This is a genomic window from Burkholderia pseudomultivorans, assembly GCF_902499075.1.
GTDB classification, from domain to species: domain Bacteria; phylum Pseudomonadota; class Gammaproteobacteria; order Burkholderiales; family Burkholderiaceae; genus Burkholderia; species Burkholderia pseudomultivorans.
This window is the reverse complement of sequence record NZ_CABVPP010000006.1, coordinates 164,749-185,843: the sequence shown is the minus strand read 5'-3', so window position 1 is coordinate 185,843 and position 21,095 is coordinate 164,749. Positions and strand designations below refer to the sequence as shown.

General features: G+C 67.1%; 17 protein-coding genes. 9 read left to right on the top strand and 8 right to left on the bottom strand.

Going from position 1 to position 21,095, the window contains the following annotated elements; all coding sequences use genetic code 11:
* The first annotated feature begins 37 nt into the window (after positions 1-37).
* The 4 genes from BST28156_RS07290 to BST28156_RS34685 are packed head-to-tail and all read left to right on the top strand — an operon-like array spanning position 38 to position 6,262.
* Positions 38-1,243: a type VI secretion system Vgr family protein gene (locus BST28156_RS07290; RefSeq protein ID WP_174901878.1), complete on the top strand. Its 1,206-nt coding sequence runs from the start codon at positions 38-40 to the stop codon at positions 1,241-1,243.
* A gap of 35 nt (positions 1,244-1,278) precedes the next feature.
* Positions 1,279-2,208 carry a DUF4123 domain-containing protein gene (locus tag BST28156_RS07285; RefSeq protein WP_174901877.1) on the top strand — a complete coding sequence of 310 codons (930 nt, stop codon included), beginning with the start codon at positions 1,279-1,281 and terminating at the stop codon, positions 2,206-2,208.
* Positions 2,209-2,224: 16 nt separating this feature from the next.
* Positions 2,225-5,377 (top strand): T6SS effector BTH_I2691 family protein, encoded by a 3,153-nt coding sequence (locus tag BST28156_RS07280; RefSeq protein ID WP_174901876.1) that lies wholly within the window; start codon positions 2,225-2,227, stop codon positions 5,375-5,377.
* A 15-nt stretch (positions 5,378-5,392) separates the two neighbouring features.
* Positions 5,393-6,262 carry a DUF6708 domain-containing protein gene (locus BST28156_RS34685; RefSeq protein ID WP_244131363.1) on the top strand — a complete coding sequence of 290 codons (870 nt, stop codon included), beginning with the start codon at positions 5,393-5,395 and terminating at the stop codon, positions 6,260-6,262.
* A 149-nt stretch (positions 6,263-6,411) separates the two neighbouring features.
* Here BST28156_RS34685 and BST28156_RS07270 read toward each other — a convergent pair whose 3' ends face one another.
* Positions 6,412-6,969 (bottom strand): sugar O-acetyltransferase, encoded by a 558-nt coding sequence (locus BST28156_RS07270; protein WP_174901875.1) that lies wholly within the window; start codon positions 6,967-6,969, stop codon positions 6,412-6,414.
* A 45-nt stretch (positions 6,970-7,014) separates the two neighbouring features.
* Positions 7,015-7,521, bottom strand: coding sequence for a GNAT family N-acetyltransferase (locus BST28156_RS07265; protein WP_174901874.1), 507 nt, complete (start codon positions 7,519-7,521; stop codon positions 7,015-7,017).
* Positions 7,522-7,840: 319 nt separating this feature from the next.
* On the opposite strand from BST28156_RS07265, the gene BST28156_RS07260 reads away from it, so the two are divergent.
* Both BST28156_RS07260 and BST28156_RS07255 read left to right on the top strand, forming a co-directional pair.
* Positions 7,841-9,412, top strand: coding sequence for a trypsin-like peptidase domain-containing protein (locus BST28156_RS07260; protein WP_174901873.1), 1,572 nt, complete (start codon positions 7,841-7,843; stop codon positions 9,410-9,412).
* Positions 9,413-9,694: 282 nt separating this feature from the next.
* The gene (locus BST28156_RS07255; RefSeq protein WP_244131361.1) at positions 9,695-10,924 is read left to right on the top strand and encodes an MFS transporter; all 1,230 of its coding nucleotides are present in this window, start codon (positions 9,695-9,697) and stop codon (positions 10,922-10,924) included.
* Between the two features lie 34 nt (positions 10,925-10,958).
* On the opposite strand, the gene BST28156_RS07250 is transcribed toward BST28156_RS07255, so the two are convergent.
* The 6 genes from BST28156_RS07250 to cobA all read right to left on the bottom strand — a co-directional run bounded on the left by BST28156_RS07250 (position 10,959) and on the right by cobA (position 16,120).
* On the bottom strand, positions 10,959-11,657 hold the full coding sequence (locus tag BST28156_RS07250; protein ID WP_060238978.1) for a fumarylacetoacetate hydrolase family protein: 699 nt from the start codon (positions 11,655-11,657) through the stop codon (positions 10,959-10,961).
* A 125-nt stretch (positions 11,658-11,782) separates the two neighbouring features.
* A complete protein-coding gene (locus tag BST28156_RS07245; protein WP_060237443.1) occupies positions 11,783-12,724 on the bottom strand; it encodes a helix-turn-helix transcriptional regulator in 942 nt (313 codons plus the stop codon).
* Between the two features lie 99 nt (positions 12,725-12,823).
* Positions 12,824-13,423, bottom strand: a complete 600-nt coding sequence (locus BST28156_RS07240) for a uracil-DNA glycosylase family protein (RefSeq protein ID WP_174901871.1) — start codon at positions 13,421-13,423, stop codon at positions 12,824-12,826.
* A 151-nt stretch (positions 13,424-13,574) separates the two neighbouring features.
* A complete protein-coding gene (locus BST28156_RS07235) occupies positions 13,575-14,618 on the bottom strand; it encodes a CmpA/NrtA family ABC transporter substrate-binding protein (protein ID WP_174901870.1) in 1,044 nt (347 codons plus the stop codon).
* A 5-nt stretch (positions 14,619-14,623) separates the two neighbouring features.
* Positions 14,624-15,220 carry an ANTAR domain-containing response regulator gene (locus BST28156_RS07230; protein ID WP_060237449.1) on the bottom strand — a complete coding sequence of 199 codons (597 nt, stop codon included), beginning with the start codon at positions 15,218-15,220 and terminating at the stop codon, positions 14,624-14,626.
* A gap of 129 nt (positions 15,221-15,349) precedes the next feature.
* Positions 15,350-16,120 carry a uroporphyrinogen-III C-methyltransferase gene (gene cobA, locus BST28156_RS07225; protein ID WP_174901869.1) on the bottom strand — a complete coding sequence of 257 codons (771 nt, stop codon included), beginning with the start codon at positions 16,118-16,120 and terminating at the stop codon, positions 15,350-15,352.
* Between the two features lie 644 nt (positions 16,121-16,764).
* Between cobA and BST28156_RS07220 the strand changes: the two genes are divergently transcribed.
* The 3 genes from BST28156_RS07220 to nirD are packed head-to-tail and all read left to right on the top strand — an operon-like array spanning position 16,765 to position 21,082.
* The gene (locus tag BST28156_RS07220; protein WP_060237451.1) at positions 16,765-18,090 is read left to right on the top strand and encodes an MFS transporter; all 1,326 of its coding nucleotides are present in this window, start codon (positions 16,765-16,767) and stop codon (positions 18,088-18,090) included.
* 20 nt (positions 18,091-18,110) lie between these two features.
* The gene (gene nirB, locus BST28156_RS07215; protein ID WP_174901868.1) at positions 18,111-20,702 is read left to right on the top strand and encodes a nitrite reductase large subunit NirB; all 2,592 of its coding nucleotides are present in this window, start codon (positions 18,111-18,113) and stop codon (positions 20,700-20,702) included.
* 32 nt (positions 20,703-20,734) lie between these two features.
* Positions 20,735-21,082 (top strand): nitrite reductase small subunit NirD, encoded by a 348-nt coding sequence (nirD, locus tag BST28156_RS07210; protein ID WP_009693447.1) that lies wholly within the window; start codon positions 20,735-20,737, stop codon positions 21,080-21,082.
* Positions 21,083-21,095 lie beyond the last annotated feature (13 nt).

Below are 21,095 nucleotides of genomic sequence, written 5' to 3'. Positions count from 1 at the left end.
ACTCGGCAGCCAATCGCATACGAAACCCTTTTAAACAGTGCCCCGGCCGTCAAAACGAGGCGCTTTTCAACAGCCTGCTAGCGGCAGCACCGGCAATGCGGCTGCGTGGTTTGCGGGCAACGGACATGCAGCCACGCTGACCGGATTCAAGACCCAGGATCTGGGGCTGAGCCAGCAGGGCACGGGTGGCTATCGTCACTTCATGATGGACGACACGGCGGGGCAGTCGAGCGTTCACCTCTACACGACTGACAACTGTAGTGGATTGATGCTTGGTCACCTGAAGTCGATGAAGGACAACGTTCGGCAGGCCGATCGCGGTTATGGTGCAGACCTGAATACCGAAGCATCGTGCGCGGTGCGCGGCGGCTCCGGTGTTCTGCTCAGCGCAGCGGCCGGTGTAACCCAGATGGACGCATCCGGAGCGGCCCAGGTCCTCGGCCACAGCCACGATCTACTCGACAGGTTGGCGCAGGCGGCGAATACGCAGGGTGCAGAGCCCGGCACATCGCAGTCGTCCGCTGTGCAGCCGGATGCCTCGTTGCCGGAACGAACGGATGAAGAAGCGTCGTCGTCCACGCTGGCGGCCGTTGCCGGGCTGCGTGACGGCAAGCAGGCAATCAGTGCCACAAAAGCTGGATCGACGTCCAATCAAGCGACTGGCGGCGGAGGCAGTGCAACCGCGTGGAGCCGCCCGCATCTCGTGGCCTATGGCCAGGATGGTGTGGTCGCTGCATCGGCGAAGAGCCATGTCTGGGTGTCGGGTACCGAGACGGTACTGGCCGCAGGGCAGGATTTGCAATGGACGTCGAAGAACAAAACGAGCATTGTCGCGAGCCAGGGAATCCGGTTGTACACGGACGGCAAGAAAGCCGATCGTCGGCCGGTTGCCGTGTCGGGTATCGCGTTGCATGCGGCGTGCGGATCTATCGGGCTGCAAGCCCAACGTGGCGGCAATCTCGGAGCCGTTGCCCAGCAAGGCGTCAGCGTGGCAAGTTCGACGGCCAGCGTGACTGCGCAGGCGTCCGTCAAGGTATTGCTTACAGCAGCCAAAGCCTATCTGAAGATGGAAGGCGGTGGGATCGAGATCGGAGCGCCTGGCACCGTGAAGTTTCATGCGGCCAACCACGTGCTGACCGGCCCGCGCAGCGCAGATATGAATCCGCAGGTCTCGCAAAGTCAGGTAAAGGCCTGTCCGACCAAGGACGGCGATGCGGTAGGCCGTGGTGCCGCCACGTTGTGACAGAGAGAGGAGACGTGAGTATACCGATCGAACCGATGACGTTGCAGCTACAGGCGTCGTTGCGCAACGAGGACTCGCTGAGCGGATACCTGCTTGTCGATCCGTATTTGCGGGAGCCGCTTGATGGGCATTTGCCGATGCTTGCGGAGCGCGAGGTCGTGCCGATTCCAGTGGCCAGTGCGTCGCTTCTCGAGCATCAGCGCCCACGGCTGATCTGTTTCGATCATGACGATATCGAGTTGATCGGCGCATCGATTCGGGCGGCGTGCGACGAACAACGTGATCCGCATGACGAAGTGGTACGCGGTTTCACGGTGGGCGGCTGGCTGATATCGAGACTGCCGCCGGAAATCGTCGCGGTGCATCTGGCCCGCGTGATGATTTCGCCGCGCCCCCAGGTTGGCCCAAAGTACGTCCGGTGGGCCGATCGTCGCGTATTCGAATGGATCTGGCCGGTGTTGAACGATCGACAGCGCAGTGACTTGCTCGGCCCGGTCGCAGCATGGCATGTGCTCGACCGAAGGACGGCACTCGTCGAGCGGACACCACCGACTCGTTTCGACACACGTGCGTCGCGCTCCACGTTTTTCGCTCTCGATGGCGCTCAATGGGACCGTGTGGATCGATGCGCGACGGTGCAGGACCTGCTCAGAGGCTGGTGTGTATTCGAGCGCGAATTGCCCGACGATTACCTGAATCGCGCGGATGCTGCGGTTGCCGATGCGCAGGCGCTTGGGTTGACACGGGGAGCCGACATCGTGCTGCTGGGTGCGTATGTGCTGCAGATTCATCCGGCGCTATGCAAGCACGCGCATGTGATCGAACTGGTGAAGTCGGCATTGAGCGATCGGGCGAGCTTGAGCGAGCGACTCGGCGCGGTCGGAGATGACATGTGGGACGCGATGCGTCTCGAACTGGAGCACAAAGCGTCGCGCGACTCGTCCGTCGCGATTGTGTGCCGGTAGCAAAGGAAATCGAATCATGGCAGATGGCAAATATGCGCAGAATGCGAATGCGGCGGCCGCTGGCGCGCCGCACTGCTCCGCGGGCGGTTGCCCGTCATGCGTGAAGGCCGGATTGCCGGTTTTGCTGGTCAGACCAGCGCTGGCCGAGAAAAAGTACGCCGACGCAAAAAAGGCCGCGATCGCGAAGCTGAAGTCCGGGGTCGCCGACGTCGGATTGAGTTACTTCGGCTACACGATGCGAACCTTGCGCGGTGGTTATGTCTACGCGTATTACGAGCGGCCGCACACGCCCGAGCTAAAGGAGCAGAAGGGATGGCAAGCATTTCAGGTTGACAGCGGTGGATATATGACGCCCTATTCGCTCGGCGAACTACCATTGCCCGGCAAGGCTCCCGCGTTCGTCTGTCAACGCACCGCCGGCTATGCGGCTGCGATGCTGTTCGTCATCCCGAATGCGGCGGAGACGCAGCGTGTATGGATCGGATTCAGCGATACGCCATGGAGCGAGAAGGTTCGTAACGCATACGGGAATCCCAAGAACGAAGCGTTGCGGAGGCAGCGCATGGTGTGCATTGATGCGCCGCATGCACAATGCGAGCGTTCCGCTCCACTGACGGAGGGCGAAATTGGGAAAATCGTCGAGGAGTACACCGCGAACTATGCGGTGGCATCGGCTGCGCTGTACGGAGACGACAATGCGTTTCCATTGAGGAAGCCGGCACGGATCGATCCGAAAGGCGGACGTCGCGAAACGGCGAAGGATATTTACGACCAGGCTGTCGAGATCGTCAAGAGGAGCCAGACATTCGATATCGGCAAGGCGATGATCGTCAGCGTACCGGACGCAGTCGGCGTAACGCATGAGGCTGCGAACTTCCGTATCACCGTGCCGAAGAAGGCGAAGACGATGCTCAAAGGCAACGGCTACTGGAAGCTGCAGTCGGCAATGTGCATCAAGGGATTGGTCGACACGCTGCAGCAGCAATACAGCCACATCGGCAATCTGTCCGGGATGTCGGGTGATCCGAATACGTATATGGCCAGGGACCAGTTCGACGCGATGAAGGCGAGCGGGAATCTCCCGCCAGGCGCAACCTTCATGCCGCAGACGATATCCGGGACGGGAATGTTCGCTGGAACCTATACGAATCCGTCGATGGGTATTGTTGCGATACCGGAGGACGAACTGCCGGCGGAGCAGATCAAGAAGAAGCTGGGCAACAATTATCAGAATTTCCTGGACCAGTACCAATCCGCATGCAATGACGATAGCCGATTGCTTGCGACTATCGAGCCGGATTATGGCGCGTGGTTGAAAAGTCCGGCACGCAAGCTGGTGACCGAACACGATTGCGACGATACGACGCGACAGGACGGCGTCTACTACGCAGTACTGGTGTGCATGGTGTGCCATGGCGGCCACATTACCGATGCTGGTCTGCAGTGGTTCGCAGATTTCATGCAGGACAACCCGGGCGACAAGAACAATCTGCTCATCCGCGCAATGCTCGGCAACCAGCAGGATTTCTTTACCTGGTTCAAGGATAAGGATCAGCGATCCAAGACGATTGACGAATCCAAGGCGCTGTTCGATGTGATCGAGGAACTCGAGAGCAAGCACAAGGGCGGTGAACTGGTCGGGGCACTCGCGCGCAATCTGCCGCAATTGAGGGCGCTGGCTTCGCTGTGGAGTTTCAGCCTGGTGTCGTTGTTGAGCGCTTCCTGTCTCGCCTTGCGCCGCCTAAAAAATCCGCCGTCTCCGGTGCTAATCCAGAAAGTCGAATTGGCGATAGCAAGAATCGGCGTCACCAGTGTCGGCAAGAATGGCATCCGCGTCACGCGGGTCAAGGCGTCGTACAGGCAGGCGAAGTTTTACTGGCGCGAAGTTGCGAGCGCGAAGAGCAGCAACGACGGTGGCAGATCGACGTCGAAGGTCGGTGACACGCGTACCGTCAGCGTTTCCCGGAGCGGTGGCGGTGCGTTTGACGTGTCGGGTAAAAGCGGGACGATGGAGGTATTCGTTTTCGAACGGGTCGGTGTCACAGCAACCACCACCGTTGTTGCGCAGTTGCCCGCCGACATGGGAGAACTGAGGAAGTTTGCACGCAAGGTCGGTGAATTGCTGCGCGAGGGAGGCACGGTGCTGTCGGCGGCAGGCGGATGGCTGCAGATTTTGAGCCTGCAGGATGCGATCGACAAGTACAAGTACGGCAATGACGACGAGCGACTGGACGGCGTTCTCGGCATCGGGTCGGCGTCGCTGGGCTGCGCTGCCGCATTGCTGGAAATCGGTCAGGCCGCTGCGAAGAAATGGGAGGCGGCGGGCGCTGCGCTGGGTACGAAGGTCATGCTCGGCGTGGTCGCTACGATCGCGGCCGGTTTTGATACCGCGACGGCGATCATGAAAACTGTCTCGCGATGGGGGCGAGATAACCCGGGTGCCTTGTCAGCCTACGCCATCCAAACGGTATTCTTTGGCGCGGCGACCGTGGCCGCCGCGGCGGGTTTCCTCGAAACTATCGGCATTGTTACCGCTAGCGGATTCGGACTTTCCTGGACCGGATGGGGGCTGGTGCTGGTCGCTGCCGGCATGATCGCGGGTTACTTTGCCCAACTTCTGCAGAGTCGGCCCGCCGAAGAATGGGCAGCGCGCACGATCTGGGGACGAGCCAGTAACAAGTGGGGGAGCTTGGCTCGCGAGCAAGAGGAATCGAACAAACTACTGCTGGGAATCAGCGTTGATTTCAGCTATAAGGACGGCTTTTGGGATGTCGCGGGCCGCAGCATGGGAGCCGGCATGATGGGGGGATTGCCGATGCCTAGCAGCAACAGCCGCAACCCGATGGATTACAGAGAGGTATATTTGCGCTTGCGCATTCCGGTGGGATTACGGGCGCAACTGGACTGGGTTGCGCGAATCTACGGCAAGAACAAGAAAGGCGGGGCGACACTGTTGGTCGAGCGCGCAGGAGGCTCGGCTCGGCCTTCAGGACTGGCGGCAGGTGGCGCATCGGCATTTGCGAAACTGAACACCGAGGTCCTGGATCAGGATCAGGACATTCGCGTTTCGCTCGATCTGAGCGTCATCGAATTCAGTGGGGCGTATGCAGAAGTGGCCGTGGAGACCAAGGACGGGGACGAGGTCCTGAACGAACGGCTGCCGAATTAGGAGAAGTGCTTCAAGATGAAAAACGAGAAGAACGACTACCGGGTTCTGTTGCCGGAATGGAATCAGGCAGATCCGTATTTCAACAAGTTCCCCGGGAAACTGGCGAGAACCCGCCAGGGCGTCACGCCGCCATGGCGCGTGGCCAGTGATGACAAGCGGCGCCCCGTCCATGAGATGGCCAGCACCTGCGATTCCCTTTTGAACATCTACCCGAATGCGATCGAGGTTGGTACGCCGATGGGCGCTGGGGGGAAAACGGTGTTTTTAGTGCTGGGTACGCTAGTGGGGCTATTTTGTACGGCGGGTGTTGGCTTCGTCGCCGCGCTGACCTTACAGGAAGTCCCTGTCCTTGGCGTCTTCATATCCTTTGCCTCCGTGCTGTTCCTTTTATTTGCGGTGTTCTGCCTTCGGGCCGCGCTCTTTTCCCCCCGGGATCTTCCCGTTCTTTTCAACAGGAACGATCGCACCGTCAGCTTCATTCCTTATGTGACGCCGTCGTTCTGGCGATTCTGGGAGAAAGGTGGGGCCGGAGCCGTGCGCACGCGCAAATGGGACGACGTGAAAGTCCGATCGTACAAATGGACGCAATTTACGGGTGCTGCGGCCCGCGAGTCCTATTTCCTGTCGCTGTTATGGGGTGAGGCCGATAATCCGCACTCGTGTGCGGAGATCGTTAATATCGGCTACACCGGCTGGTGGGAGGACGCGATGTTGTGGCGGCTATACGAGCACATCCGGCGTTACATGGAGGAGAATGGTCCGCCGATACCGCATGGTGAAGGATTGCGTCAGACGGGTACCGGCAAAATGCCCACGTTCCCGGCGGAGATCGTTCTCGCAGCCGGCGGCGCAGCGATTACGGCTGAGGCGGTGGCGGGCCTCTGACGCGATAATGCATTTTCCCGATTTCGCCGCCATGCGAATTCACTGCGGACGGCACGCGGATTCATGCTATATCGAGGCTTGATGGCCGCAGGTGCCGCGTTTCCTACCGAAGCTCGGGTAAGCTGCGCGATGCGGACCGATGCCGTCCCTCACCCGACAACCTCCCGAATCACCCGCGCCGGATTCCCGCCCACCAGCACATTCGGCGGCACATCCCGCGTGACGACCGACCCCGCGCCGATCACCGCGTTCTCGCCCACCGTCACGCCGCCGACGATCGTCGCGCCCGCACCGATCCATACGTTGCGCCCGATCGCGATCGGTTTCGCGACGACAAACGCGCGCCGCTTCGACGGTTCGAGCGGGTGGCCCGACGTGATCAGGCTCACGTTCGGGCCGATCATCACGTCGTCCGCGATATCGAGTCCGCCGAGGTCGTAGAACGTGCAGTTCTGGTTGACGAATACGTTGCGGCCAACCGTGATATCCGGGCCGCCGGTCGTGTAGAACGGCGGAATCAGCACGAAGCTGTCGTCGACCGGCTTGCCGATCAGTTCGGCGAACAGCGTCCGGACTTCGTCCGCATCGTCGAACGTCAGCGTGTTGATGCGGGCGGTCATCGCCATCGCCCGTTTGATGCTGGCCAGCATCGCCGCCGACTCGGGCGTGCGTCCTGGAATGATTCGGGTGCGATCGTCATGCGGCATTCACGGGTTTCCTGTCGGATGTCGGCAACGGCAAGTTCACGGCCGTCAGCCAACCGGTTTTTCATACAGCGACCACACCTGCCCGCCAGGCCCCGGTTCGGGGTACAGCCCCGCACGGACAAAGCCCAGCGACTCGTAGTACGCGCACAGCTTCGCGTTACGGACCGCGCAGTCGAGCCGCACGAAACGCCGGTTCAGGCTGCGCACCGTGTCGGCGCACCAGTTCAGCATGAAGCCGCCGAGCCCGCATCCGTTGAAGCCTTCCCGCACGCACAGCCCGTGCACATAACCGGCAACCGGTGCCTGCGGTCCCCAGTGATCGTCGAGACCGAGGCGCAGCGAAAACGTGCCGATCGCCATACCTTCCCGTTCGACGACGTACACGTCCTGTTCGGCGACGTTGTTTCGCACCCACCGCTCGGAAAAGCCGTCGCCTGCGTGGCCCCATGCGTAGTCGCGGTGCGCGACCTTCCTTGCGTGCGCATCGTTGCGGATTTGCAGCAGGACCGGTACGTCGGGCTCGCCGGCCCGGCGGACGACCATCTTCGTCATCGCCTGTCCCTCCAGCGATTGCATGAGCGCGCAGCTTAACAACGTACCCTTACACCACGCCAACCGACACGCCGGATTGTCGAACCGGATCGCACGCAGCCGCGCGACACGATCGGACTTATGCGGATTGACGAACCGCGCACTTTGTCCGGAACGAGCGCTGTCACGGCTCTGCAGCACGCCGGCCGCTCGCCGTTCGGGTTTCGATTCGTAGTTCCGGCCGGCCGTGTGGACTATAAATGGATGCGTGTACCGGTGCTTGTCGGGCGTCTGCGCGTCTCGCGCATGTCGGCGTCGCGACTGCCGGGGGAGGTGCACCGTGGTTCGCCAGACGCTTGCTCGCGCCGTGCTTCGCACCGCGCTGATCGGGGGCGCGCTTGCCGGTTTTGCTGCGTCGCAGCCGACAGCCATCGCGGCGAGTGTTGCGCCGCCGCCGGCCGCGTCGCCGCCCGTCGCGAAGGAGCGGCCGGCCGTCGCGCGTGCCGCGATGCCGGTCGATTTCCCGGCGATCGTCGAACGCTACGGCGCGGCGGTCGTGACCATTCGCACCCCCGCAGCGGATCAGCAGGGCGGCGGCGAGCCGTCGTTCGCGATCCTCGATCCCGACGATCCGCTCTCCGCGTTTTTCCGGCACGGCGCGCCACCGCCCTCCGCGCAGGGGCAGCAGGCGCCGGCGCCCGATACGTCGCCGCGCGCGGTGTCGGGCAGCGGCTCGGGTTTCATCGTCAGCGCGGACGGCATGATCCTGACCTCCGCGCATGTCGTCGACGAGGCGACCGACGTGACGGTCCGGCTCACGGACCGTCGCGAGTTCAAGGCGACGGTGCTGTCGGTGGACCCGCAAAGCGACGTCGCGGTGCTGCAGGTCGACGGGAAGAAGCTGCCGTTCGTGCGGATCGGCGATTCGTCGAAGGTGCGCGCGGGCGAACCCGTGATGACGATCGGCGCGCCGGACGGCTCGGGCAACACGGTCACGGCCGGCATCGTCAGTGCGACGTCGCGCATGTTGCCCGACGGCAGCGCGTTTCCGTTCTTCCAGACCGACATCGCGGTGAATCCGGACAACTCGGGCGGCCCCGTCTTCAACCGCGCGGGCGACGTGATCGGTATCGCGGTGCAGCTGTATACGGGCGCCGAACGTTACGCGAGCACGACGTTCGCGATTCCGATCGCGCTCGCGGCGAAGGCGCGGGCCCAGGCGCGCGCGCAACTGCAAGCACCGGCCGGAGCCCAGGCGGCGGCATCGCATGCACCGTCGGGCAATGCGATCGGTGTCGACGTGCAGGACGTCGGCGTGGGGCTGGCCGCCGCATTCGGCCTGCCGCGGCCGGCAGGCGCGCTCGTGAACGGCGTCGATCCCGGCTCGCCGGCCGCGGCGGCCGGCGTCAAGCCCGGCGACGTGATCGTGCAGTTCGGCGACAAGCGGATCGGCCGCTCGGCCGAGCTGAACGACCTGGCGGCCGCGCTGCCGCCAGGCGAGAAGGCGCCGCTGCGGCTGATCCGCAACCGTGCACCGATGATGATGACGATCACCGGCGCAGACGAGGCGGCCGGCAAGCCGCGCGATGCGGCGGGCGCTGCCGGCGCGGCCGCGACGAAGGTCGTCGCGCGCGCCCCGGACGCGGGCGACCGCCTCGGCCTGACGATGCATCCGCTGAGCGACGACGAACGGCGTTCGACGGGGCTCGCGGTCGGCATGATGGTGGACGCGGTGCACGGCCCGGCGGCGAATGCGGGCATTCAGCCCGGCGACGTCGTGCTGGAGCTCAACGATACGCTGCTCGAGTCGCCGGACGACGTGCCGGCGCTCGAGGCGAACGGCGGCAGCGTGATCGCGGTGCTGATCCAGCGCGCCAACGCGCGCAAGTTCGTGTCGGTGCGCGCGCGCTAGGGGTCGTCCATGCCAGCGCATCTTCGCAAGCCCGTCGATAGTGCGAACTGCCCCTTGGGTGTTGACGGCGTTGGCGACGTCCCCCTACCATCGTCCGACATCGTCGTCGTTCAGGAGTCGTCCGGCGTGGAAACGAATCTGAATCGCATTGCTCGTCCAGTAGCACGCAGGCGCAAGGTCCGGTAGCGGAACCGCGCCGGAATCCCTGCGCCCCCGACTGGTTCGGGGGCGTTTTTTTTGCGTGGCGCATCGCCGCCCGGCGCGTGCGCGGAGGATACCCGTTTGCAACCGACCCGGCCAACCGCTTCCCGATCGTCCGCACCGGCACAGGCGACGCTGATTCTGCTGTGCGCGGTGTCGGTGCTGCCGCTGAGCCTGTTTTTGCCGTCGCTGCCGGCGATCGCGCGCGATCTGCAGGCCGACTACGCGCTCGTCGGGCTGTCGCTCGGCGGCTATGCGGCGCTTGCGGCGTCGCTGGAACTCGTAATGGGGCCGCTGTCGGACCGGTTCGGACGCCGGCCGATCGTGCTGACGAGCGTCGGCGTATTTACGCTCGGTTCGCTCGGCTGTGCGCTGGCGACCGATATCCGCGTGTTTCTCGCCTGCCGGCTGATGCAGGCGGCGATCACGTCGGTCTATCCGGTGTCGATGGCGACGATCCGCGATGCGGGCGGCGGCAGCCGCGCAGCAAGCCGGATCGGCTATGCGGCAATGGCGGCCGCGTTCGCGCCGATGATCGGGCCGACGCTCGGCGGCCTGCTCGAACAGACGGCCGGCTGGCGCGCGAGCTTCTGGCTGCTCGCGGCGATCGGCGTCGCATTGTTCGGCTGGTGCGCGTTCGATCTGGCCGAAACCCATACGCGCCGCTCGTCGACGCTCGCGCGGCAGTTTCGTGCGTATCCGCCGCTGTTCCGCGCGCGCCGCTTCTGGGCCTATGCGCTCTGCATGGCGTTCTCGACCGGCTCCTTCTACGCGTTCCTCGCCGGCGCGCCGCTGGCCGCGCAGACGCTCTTCGCGATCCCGCCGGCGGAGCTCGGCTTCTACATGGGGACGATCACGACCGGCTTCGTATGCGGCAGCTTCCTGACCGCGCGTCTCGCGCGCCGCTATCCGCCGACCGCGACGATCCTGTGCGGGCGGCTGGTCGCGTGCGCGGGGCCGCTGATCGCCGTCGGGCTGATGTTCGGCGGCGCGACGCACGCGATCGCGTGGTTCGGGCCGTGCGTGCTGGTCGGCATCGGCAACGGACTGACCAATCCGGGCGCGCATGCGGGCGCGTTGTCGGTGCGGCCGGAGCTGGCGGGCAGCGCGTCCGGGCTGGCCGGCGCGATGATGATCGCGGGCGGTGCAGCGCTGTCGTCGTTGACGGGCGCGCTGCTGACGACGCGCAACGCGGGCTATGCGCCGCTCGCCATGATGCTGCTGTCGGCGGCGCTCGCGTTGCTTGCGGCGCTGTATGTGCGCGCGCTCGATGCGCGCGACGGCGAACGGGCCGCCGCCGCGCTCGACTGACGAAGCCGCCGTCGATGCGTGGCGGCCGCCGCGCTTACGGCTTCGCGCCCACCACGAACTCGAAAGTCGCCACGCCGTCGACGCCGCCCGTCACGCGGTCGCCCGGCTGCAGCGCGCCGACGCCGGCTGGCGTGCCGGTGAAGATCAGGTCGCCGGCCTTCAGCTCGACCGAGCGCGACACGTATGCGATCACGTCGGGAATCGCCCAGATCATGTCGGCCAGATCGCCTTGCTGGCGCGTGTCGCCGTTGACCGCGAGCCAGATGCGGCCGGCCGCCGGATGGCCGATGGCGGAAACCGGGCGCAGCGCGGTCACGGGGCCCGATGCGTCGAAGCCCTTCGCCCAGTCCCACGGCCGGCTCAGCTTTTTCGCGTCGGCCTGCAGATCGCGGCGCGTGAGGTCGACGCCGACCGCGTAGCCCCATACGTGGGACAGCGCATCGGCCGGGTCGATCGAGCGGCCGTCCTTGCCGATCGCGACCACCAGCTCGATCTCGTGATGCAGGTCGCCGGTCAGCGGCGGATAGGGGACGGTGCCGCTGGCGGCCACGATCGCGTCGGCCGGTTTCGTGAAGAAGAACGGCGGCTCGCGATCGGGATCGGCACCCATTTCGCGCGCATGGTCCGCGTAGTTGCGGCCCACGCAGAACACGCGGCGCACCGGAAAGCGCGCGGACGACTGCTCGACTTCGACGGAAGGACGCTCGGGAGCGTCGATGACGTATGCGGACATCGGAGGGCCTCGTTCGGTAGGTGGACGGCGGGCGGCCGCGCGCGACGCGCTGGCCGGCACGCATGCAACGATACCCGACGCGCGCGCGGCCGGATGCGACGCAATTGCGTTTTACCGGGACAAAACTACGCGTCGTCCGCCGCCGGCGCGTCTTCCGCCTCGGGCAGCGCCGCGTTCGCGTCGCGATAGGCCTTCGGCGACACGCCGACGCGCGCACGAAAGCGCCGCGCGAAATACCCTTCGTCGCGGAAGCCGACCGAGCGGGCGATATCGGCGATGCGCCGGCTCGTATGCGCGAGCAGCGATTGCGCGAGCGCGATCCGGCGCTCGGTCACGAGATCGGTGAAGGTGCTGCCGGTCTCCTTGCGGATCAGGTGCGCAAGGTAGTTCGGCGACAGGAACGCGGCCTCGGCGGTCGCGGCGAGCGTCAGGTCTTCCCGCGTCAGGTTCGCGCGAACGTGGCGCAGCACGCGCGCGAGTGCGTCGCGCCGGCCCGCGCGCTGGGCGCCGCGCTGCGCGAGTTTGTCGAGCGCACCCGCGTACTGCGTGCAGACGAGGCCGATCAGCTGCAGCAGATAGCCGCGCAGCAGCGTCGTCGAGCCGAAGGTGCGCGCGCGGTCGGCGTCGATCATGCACAGCGCGAGGCGGCGCGCTTCGTCGAATGCGTCGCCGGTCAGGATGAAGTCGAGATGCTCCTGGAAGCGAAACGGCGTCAGCTCGGGAAAGCGGTGCGCGGGCACGTCCTCGAGATCGAGCGGATCGACGTCGAGATCGGCGCGCAGGAACGCCTGGCTGAAGTTGATCACGATGAAGTGCGCGCCTTCGGGATGCGGAATCAGATGCTCGCGATACGGCAGCACGAACGCGAGCGCGCCGCGCGGAAACGGCCGCGTGACGCCGCCGATGCGCTGTTCGGTGTCGCCACCGAGGTTGAACTGGATCTGGAAATACGCGTGCCGGTGCGGCTCGGTGATCGCCTGGCGCGACGCCTGGTCGCGGATATAGAAGTCGAGCCGGTCGCTGCGTTCGGGCATCCCGTACAGGCGCGGCGGGGCGATGGAGGACATGACGGATTCTGCGGTTCGTGACGCGGTTGAGCCGCGATGGTACCGCAACCGGGGCCGGCCGGCGGGCGCGCGGCCGCGCCGCGCGTGCGGTACCGATGGTCAGCCGGCGAGCAGCGGCGCGACGCGGCGGCGCAGCTCGGGCACGACTTCGGCGTCGAACCACGGATGGTGCTTGAACCACGCCTGGTTGCGCGGCGACGGATGCGGCAGCGGCAGCACGTCCGGGCCGTAGTCGCGCCATGCTTGCACGGTGTCGGTCAGCGTTGCCTTGCGCGTGTCGCGCAGGAAATGCCGTTGCGCGTACTGGCCGATCAGCAGCGTCAGGCGGATCGCCGGCAGTTCGGCGAGCAGCCGGTCGAGCCACAACGGCGCGCATTCGGGGCGCGGCGGATTGTCGCCGCTCGCGCCGCGGCCCGGATAGCAGAAGCCCATCGGCACGATCGCGAAACGCGTCTCGTCGTAGAACGTGTCGGCGTCGACGTCGAGCCAGCCGCGCAGCCGCTTGCCGCTCGCGTCGTCCCACGGAATGCCGCTCGCATGCACGCGCGTGCCGGGCGCCTGCCCGACGATCAGGATGCGCGCGTCGCGATGCGCGCGCACCACGGGGCGCGGGCCGAGCGGCAGTTCGGCCGCGCAGACGCGGCACGCGCGGATATCGGTGAGCAGCAGGTCGAGCGGCGGGCGGGTTCGTTTCGACATCGATCGGGGGCGGGGACGGTGTGACAACGCGAAGGCGTGCGGGCGATTCGGCGGCACCGGCGTTTGCCGGCAGCCAGCGGAAGCCGGCAGCCGCGCAGCGGGCGGCGTCCGGCGGGCGGCCGCATCGAACGCGTGCCTTCCGCGTTGCGCATCATGCGTCCGCCGCGCCGCCTTCGGCGACTGCCGCATCATACAACGCGGTCTGCGCGATGGCCGCGGCGATCGCCGCGTCGTCGTGCGGGCCGTCGAGCATGCCCCAGCGCCGGTACTGCGACAGGAACCACAGTCCGTCGCGCGGCTCCGGCCGGTTCGCCGTGCCGCCGTCGTGGAAGCGGATCGGCAGCGGCGGTTCGGCGAACGGTCCCGCGCCGTAGTCGCCGAGCAGGCGCGGCGCGATCAGCCGGGCCGGCACGCCGAGCGCGTCGGGCGACGCGAGCCAGCCGGCCGCTTCGGCGCGGTGCGCGGCGCTGTCGAGCCACGCGCACGCGTCGACGAGCGTGCGGATCAGCGCGCGCGCCGTCGCCGGATACAGCGCGACGAAATCGCGCCGGCTCGCGAGCACCTTTTCCGGATGATCGGGCCAGATCTCGCTCGTGACGGCCACGGTGCGGCCCGCGCCGCACGCTTCGGCGACCGCGTGCCACGGCTCGCCCGCGCAGAAGCCGTCGAGCTCGCCGCTCGCCAGCGCCGCGACCATCTCGGGCGGCGGGATCACGACGCTGCGCACGTCGCGCAGCGGATCGATCGCGTGCGACGCGAGCCACGCGTTCAGCCACATCGCGTGCGTGCCGGTCGGGAAGGTCTGCGCGAGCAGCGGCTTGCGGCCGAGCGTCGCGAACGTGTCGCGCACGCTGCCGCTGGCGCGATACGCATCGGCCAGCGCGCGAGAGAACGTGATCGCCTGGCCGTTGCGGTTCAGCACCATCAGCGCCGCCATGTCGGCCTGCGGCCCGCCGATGCCGAGCTGCAGCCCGCAGACGAGCCCGTACAGCGCATGCGCGGCGTCGAGCTGGCCGCTCAGCAGCTTGTCGCGCACGGCGGCCCACGACGGCTCGCGGCTCAGTTCGAGCGTCAGGCCGTGCGGTGCGCCGAGGTTGAGCCGCTGCGCGACGATCAGCGGCGCCGCGTCGCTGAGCGCGACGAAGCCGAGGCGGAGGTGCGCGCGTTCCGGCGCGGCGGGAAGGGATGGGTTCATGGCGTTCATGGCTGAGGTGACGCGTCGAGCAGTTGGCGCGCCACGTCGACGATGCGCAGGCCCTGATCCATCGCGCGCTTGCGCAGCGTCGCATACGCGTCGTGCTCGGACAGCCTGCGCTGATCCATCAGCAGGCGCTTTGCGCGGTCGATCAGCTTGCGATCGGCGAGTTCGCGCTCGACGTCGGCGAGGCGGCGGCGCAGCGCGTCGTCGTGCGAGAAGCGCGCGAGCGCGACTTCGAGAATCGGTGCGAGGCGCTCGGCCGACAGGCCTTCGACGAGATACGCGCTGACGCCCGCGCCGACCGCCGCGCGGATCAGTTGCTGGTCGGCGTCGTGGCTGAACATCAGCACCGGGCGCGGCGCGGTCGCATGCATCACCGCGAGCTGTTCGAGCGTGTCGCGCGACGGCGAATCGGTGTCGATGATCACGACGTCGGGGCGTTGCTCCTCGACGGCGGCGGGCAGCCGCGCGGGCGTCGCGACGTCGTTCAGCATCTCGTAGCCGAGCCGCGCGAGCGCGGCGCCGAGCTCGCCGATCGGCTTGTCGGTATCGGTGACGAGCAGCACGCGCAGGCGCAGGGGCGAGGCAGACGTATTCATGACGCGAACGGCGGCGGCAAAAGCGTGGCGGGCGGCGCGGATCGCAGGTCGATGCCGCACGCGGTGGCAGCGCGATCGCCGCTGTCTGCACGAAGGGTAGGCGGCCGGTGCCGCGTGACGTCGCGCATGCTACGCGGCCTGCGACAGCGGCGTTGCGCGCGCGGCGCCCGCGTCCGGCAGGCCTTGCGCGACCGCCTCGCCGATCGCCGCGCCGACGAGGATCACGGCCGGGCTGCCGAGCCCCGCTTCCGCGACGCCGGGCGCGAGCCGGCCGAGCGTGCCGGTCCAGCGGCGTTCGGCAGGCGTGCCGGCCCACTGGACGGCCGCGGCCGGCGTCGAGGCAGGCAGCACGTCGAGCAGGCCGGCGGCGATTCGTTCGATGCGGCTCATGCCCATGTAGATCGCGAGCGTCGTGCCGGCTGCCGCGACGCGCGACCAGTCGGGTTCGCCGTGGTCCTGCCGGTGCGCGGTGACGAACGTGACGCCGTGGCAGTGCTCGCGATGCGTGAGCGACACGCCGAGGCTCGCGGCGGCCGCGAAGCCCGACGAGATGCCGTTGACGATCTCGACCGGAATCGCGGCGGCGCGCAGCATCGCGAGCTCCTCGCCGGCGCGGCCGAACAGCAGCGCGTCGCCGCCCTTGACGCGCACCACGTGCGCGCCGCGCAGCGCGCAGCGGCGCATCAGCCGCTCGATGAATGCCTGCGGCGTCGAGCGGCAGCCGCCGCGCTTGCCGACCCGTACCACGCGCGCGCGCGGCGCGAGGTCGACGATACCGGGATCGACGAGATCGTCGAGCAGCAGCACGTCGGCGGCGGCGAGCGCTTTCACGGCCTTCAGCGTGAGGAGATCGAGGTCGCCGGGCCCGGCGCCCAGCAGGGTGACTTTGCCAGTCGTCATGTCGTGTTCCATTGCCACTTGCACGCGGCGGTCGATAACGCATTGAGTGCGCGGCAGCGGCAGGCAGCCGAAGCGACGACGGCATCCGGCCGTGCCACGCACGAACGGACGCCGTTGTCCTGACGAGCCCGTCCGCGACGACGGGCCTGATCTTGCTGGGACTGCCCACCGGCGCCTTTGCCGGTGGCATGAACCGGATTCAGCAATATCCGGGCCAGCGTGGGTCGCACCCGGCAAGACGCGGCGTGCGACGACGCTGCATGCGCGTCCAGCCGCATCGCGCCGGGGGACGCAATGCCGCATCGGGGTGCGTCGCGGCCGGCCAATGCGCACCGCGATGTCGCACGGCGACAGTGCTGCAGCGCACCACAACTGTGCTTCGCTGCGTCACGACGCATCGCGGGCGGTGCGCGGCGGAGTCACGCGTATCGTCCGCCGAGCCTTGCGCGGCGGGCACGCGCGCGTCAATCGCGCCAGCCTGGCATGGCGTTTGCGTCAGCAGGTCCGGGCGGATCAATGGCGATCCGTTCGCAGCACCGAATACCGACGCGCCCGGCAACGGGCTTCATGGGCAACGGCGTCCTTCGCATCGGGTCTCGACGAGACCGGGTGCGCAGGACGCCGTTTTTCGTTTGGCGGATGACATGACCGACAAAGCTACCCGTATCGATCTCTTCAGCCTCCGCACCGCGCCGATGCGCGTGTTTCACCTGACGTGGATGGCGTTCTTCGTCTGTTTCTTCGCGTGGTTCGCGTGCGCGCCGCTGATGCCGCTCATCGCGCGCGAATTCCACCTGAGCGCCGCGCAAGTCGCGAACATCAACATCGCGGCGGTCGCCGCGACCATCGCCGTGCGGCTGCTGGTCGGCCCGCTGTGCGACCGCTTCGGGCCGCGCCGCGTGTATGCGGGGCTGCTGGTGCTCGGCGCGATTCCCGTGTTCGCGGTGTCGTTCACGCACGACTACCTGTCGTTCCTGATCTGCCGGCTCGGCATCGGCGCGATCGGCGCGGGCTTCGTGATCACGCAGTACCACACGTCGGTGATGTTCGCGCCGAACGTGGTCGGCACCGCGAATGCGACGACGGCCGGCTGGGGCAACGCCGGCGCGGGCGCGACGCAGGCGCTGATGCCGCTGCTCGTTGCGGCCGGCATGATGCTCGGCTTCGGCGACGACGCGTCGTGGCGTGTCGCGCTCGTCGTGCCGGGCATCGCGATGCTGGCGATGGCCTGGGCGTACTGGCGCTACACGCAGGATTGCCCGCAAGGCGACTTCGTCGCGCTGCGCCGGCAGGGCGTGACCGTCGACAGCGGCAAGAAGGGCGGCTGGGCGAGCTTCTTCACCGCATGCGGCAACTATCGCGTCTGGATGCTGTTCGTCACGTACGGCGCGTGCTTTGGCGTCGAGGTGTTCATCCACAACATCGCCGCGCTGTACTACGTCGATCATTTCGGCCTGTCGCTGAAGGATGCGGGCCTCGCAGCCGGCCTGTTCGGGCTGCTCGCGCTGTTCGCCCGTGCGCTTGGCGGCTGGCTGTCCGACCGGATCGCCGCGCGCCGCAGCCTCGACGTGCGCGCGACGCTGCTGTGCGCGCTGATCGTCGGCGAAGGCCTCGGGCTCGTGTGGTTCTCGCATGCGCAAAGCGTCGGCCTCGCGCTCGTCGCGATGCTCACCTTCGGCCTGTTCACGCACATGGCATGCGGCGCGACTTACGCGCTGGTGCCGTTCATCGACCGCAAGGCGCTCGGCGGCGTCGCGGGGATCGTCGGCGCGGGCGGCAACGTCGGCGCGGTCGCCGCGAGTTTCCTGCTCAAGGGCGTCGGCGACGTGCAGCACACGCTGAGCCTGCTCGGGCTCGCCGTCACCGCGACCGCGCTGTGCGCGATGGCCGTGCGCTTCAGCGAGGAACACAAGGCACGCGAAGCCGAGCTGCGCGACCGCGCGCTCTCTGCCGCCAACGCCGCGAACTGATCGATCGAAGGAACGTCATCATGAAACTCATCGTCATCGGCCACGGGATGGTCGGCCACAAGCTCCTCGAATGCATCGCGGCGGAAGCGGGCGCGGCCGGCCGGCTGCAGGTCACCGTGCTCGGCGAGGAGCCGCGCCCGGCCTACGACCGCGTGCATCTGTCCGAATTCTTCGCGGGCAAGTCGGCGGACGACCTGTCGCTCGTCGAAGCCGGTTTCTTCGAGCGTCATCCGGCCTTCGACCTGCGCTTGAATGCGCGCGTCGCGTCGATCGATCGCGTCGCGCACACGGTCACGCTCGCGTCCGGTGAAACGCTCGCCTACGACAAGCTGGTGCTCGCGACGGGTTCGCGCCCGTTCGTGCCGCCGATGCCCGGACACGATCGCGCCGGCTGCTTCGTGTACCGGACCATCGAGGATCTCGAAGCGATGCAGGCGTGCGGCACGCATGCGCAACGCGGCGTCGTGGTCGGCGGCGGGCTGCTCGGCCTCGAATGCGCGAAGGCGCTGCGCGACATGGGGCTCGACACGCACGTCGTCGAATTCGCGCCGCGGCTGATGGCCGTGCAGGTCGACGACGGCGGCGGCCGGATGCTGCGCGCGAAGATCGAGGCGCTCGGCGTGACCGTGCATACGGGCAGGAACACGCTGGAGATCGTCGACGGCGAAACCGGCGCGCACCGGATGGTATTCGCCGACGGTACGCATCTCGATACCGACATGATCGTGTTCTCGGCCGGCATCCGCGCGCGCGACGAGCTGGCACGCGCAAGCGGGCTGGAAATCGGCCCGCGCGGCGGCGTCGCGATCGACGACGCATGCCGCAGCAGCGACGCCGACATCTACGCGATCGGCGAATGCGCGGCATGGAACGGCACCGTGTACGGCCTCGTCGCGCCCGGCTACGACATGGCGCGCGTGGTCGCGAAGCGGCTCGCGGGCCACCCTGACGAAGCCACCGCATTTGCGGGCGCCGACCTGAGCACCAAGCTGAAGCTGATGGGCGTCGACGTCGCGAGCATCGGCGACGCGCACGGCACGACGGCCGGCAGCCGCGTCTACCAGTACGCGGACGAGCGCCGGCAAATCTACAAGAAGCTCGTCGTGTCCGACTGCGGCAAGTTCCTGCACGGCGTGGTGATGGTCGGCGATGCGGCCGAATACGGCACGCTGCTGCAGATGATGCTGAACCGCATCGAGCTGCCGGAGTCGCCGGAGTTCCTGATCCTGCCGTCGTCGGACGGCGCGGCGAAGCCCGCGGTCGGCGTCGATGCGCTGCCGGACGGCGCGCAGATCTGCTCGTGCAACAACGTGTCGAAGTCGCAGATCTGCGCGGCGGTCGCCGACGGCGCGACGAGCGTCGGCGCGCTGAAGTCGTGTACGGGCGCCGGCACGTCGTGCGGCGGCTGCGTGCCGCTCGTCACGCAGATCATGAAGGCCGAGATGAAGAAGCAGGGCCTCGCGGTCGACAACCGCCTGTGCGAGCACTTCCCGCATTCGCGCCAGGAGCTGTTCCACCTGATCCGCGTCGAACGCATCACGACCTTCGACGAACTGCTCGCGAAGCACGGCCGCGGCCTCGGCTGCGACATCTGCAAGCCGGCCGTCGCGGGCATTCTCGCGTCGTGCTTCAACGAGTTCGTGCTGAAGAAGGAGCACGCGGGGCTGCAGGATTCGAACGACTACTACCTCGCGAACATCCAGCGCGACGGCACTTACTCGGTCGTGCCGCGCATGCCGGGCGGCGAGGTCACGCCCGAAGGGCTGATCGCGGTCGGGCAGGTCGCGAAGAAATACGGGCTCTACACGAAGATCACCGGCGGCCAGCGCGTCGACCTGTTCGGCGCGCGCGTCGAGCAGCTGCCGTCGATCTGGGAGGAGCTGATCGCGGCCGGCTTCGAATCGGGCCACGCATACGGCAAGGCCGTGCGCACCGTGAAGTCCTGCGTCGGCTCGACGTGGTGCCGCTACGGCGTCGACGATTCGGTCGGCCTCGCGATCGACATCGAGCATCGCTACAAGGGGCTGCGCGCGCCGCACAAGATCAAGTTCGGCGTGTCGGGCTGCACGCGCGAGTGCGCGGAAGCGCAAGGCAAGGACGTCGGGATCATCGCGACCGAGAAGGGCTGGAACCTCTACGTGTGCGGCAACGGCGGCATGAAGCCGCGCCATGCGGAACTGCTGGCCGCCGATCTCGATCGCGCGACGCTGATCCGCTATATCGACCGCTTCCTGATGTTCTACGTGCGCACCGCCGATCGCCTGCAGCGCACCAGCGTGTGGCGCGACAACCTCGAAGGCGGCCTCGACTACCTGATCGACGTCGTCGTGCACGACCGGCTCGGCATCGCGGCCGAGCTCGAGGCCGACATGCAGCACGTGGTCGATACCTACGAATGCGAATGGAAGAAGGCCGTCGCCGATCCCGACACGCGCAAGCGCTTCCGGCATTTCGTGAACAGCGATACGCCGGACGCGAACATCGCGTTCGTCGAGACGCGCGGCCAGATCCGTCCCGCGACGCCGGAAGAGCGCATGCGCGGCAAGCGCATCGCGATTCCGGTCGTCGCCGCGGATGTGCCGCAAGCCGTCGCCGAATCCGAAACCGCCTGACCGACGCCAACCTCATCTTCAAGGAGAGCATCATGAACGATCGTCTTCCGCTGTCGTGGACCCGCGTGTGCGCCCTCGACGATATCGTGCCGAACACCGGCGTGTGCGCGCTCGTCAACGGCGAGCAGGTCGCGGTGTTCCATGTCGCGCATGCCGAAGCCGGCGGCGTGTTCGCGATCGACAACGTCGACCCGGTGTCGCGTGCGGCCGTGATGTCGCGCGGGCTGATCGGCAGCCTCGGCGAACGGGTGGTCGTCGCGTCGCCGCTCTACAAGCAGCACTTCGACCTGCGCACCGGCGAATGCGTGGAGGCGCCGGAGCAGTCGGTGAACGCGTATCCGTCGCGGGTCGAGGACGGCTTCGTGTGGATTGCGGCCTGACGGACCCGGAGCG

Coding starts and splice junctions, on each gene's coding strand:
- BST28156_RS07285 (WP_174901877.1), top strand. CDS start 1,279: ATGACGTTGCAGCTACAGGCGTCGTTGCGCAACGAGGACTCGCTGAGC.
- BST28156_RS07280 (WP_174901876.1), top strand. CDS start 2,225: ATGGCAGATGGCAAATATGCGCAGAATGCGAATGCGGCGGCCGCTGGC.
- BST28156_RS34685 (WP_244131363.1), top strand. CDS start 5,393: ATGAAAAACGAGAAGAACGACTACCGGGTTCTGTTGCCGGAATGGAAT.
- BST28156_RS07270 (WP_174901875.1), bottom strand. CDS start 6,969: ATGCCGCATGACGATCGCACCCGAATCATTCCAGGACGCACGCCCGAG.
- BST28156_RS07265 (WP_174901874.1), bottom strand. CDS start 7,521: ATGACGAAGATGGTCGTCCGCCGGGCCGGCGAGCCCGACGTACCGGTC.
- BST28156_RS07250 (WP_060238978.1), bottom strand. CDS start 11,657: ATGTCCGCATACGTCATCGACGCTCCCGAGCGTCCTTCCGTCGAAGTC.
- BST28156_RS07245 (WP_060237443.1), bottom strand. CDS start 12,724: ATGTCCTCCATCGCCCCGCCGCGCCTGTACGGGATGCCCGAACGCAGC.
- BST28156_RS07240 (WP_174901871.1), bottom strand. CDS start 13,423: ATGTCGAAACGAACCCGCCCGCCGCTCGACCTGCTGCTCACCGATATC.
- BST28156_RS07235 (WP_174901870.1), bottom strand. CDS start 14,618: ATGAACCCATCCCTTCCCGCCGCGCCGGAACGCGCGCACCTCCGCCTC.
- BST28156_RS07230 (WP_060237449.1), bottom strand. CDS start 15,220: ATGAATACGTCTGCCTCGCCCCTGCGCCTGCGCGTGCTGCTCGTCACC.
- cobA (WP_174901869.1), bottom strand. CDS start 16,120: ATGACGACTGGCAAAGTCACCCTGCTGGGCGCCGGGCCCGGCGACCTC.
- BST28156_RS07220 (WP_060237451.1), top strand. CDS start 16,765: ATGACCGACAAAGCTACCCGTATCGATCTCTTCAGCCTCCGCACCGCG.
- nirB (WP_174901868.1), top strand. CDS start 18,111: ATGAAACTCATCGTCATCGGCCACGGGATGGTCGGCCACAAGCTCCTC.
- nirD (WP_009693447.1), top strand. CDS start 20,735: ATGAACGATCGTCTTCCGCTGTCGTGGACCCGCGTGTGCGCCCTCGAC.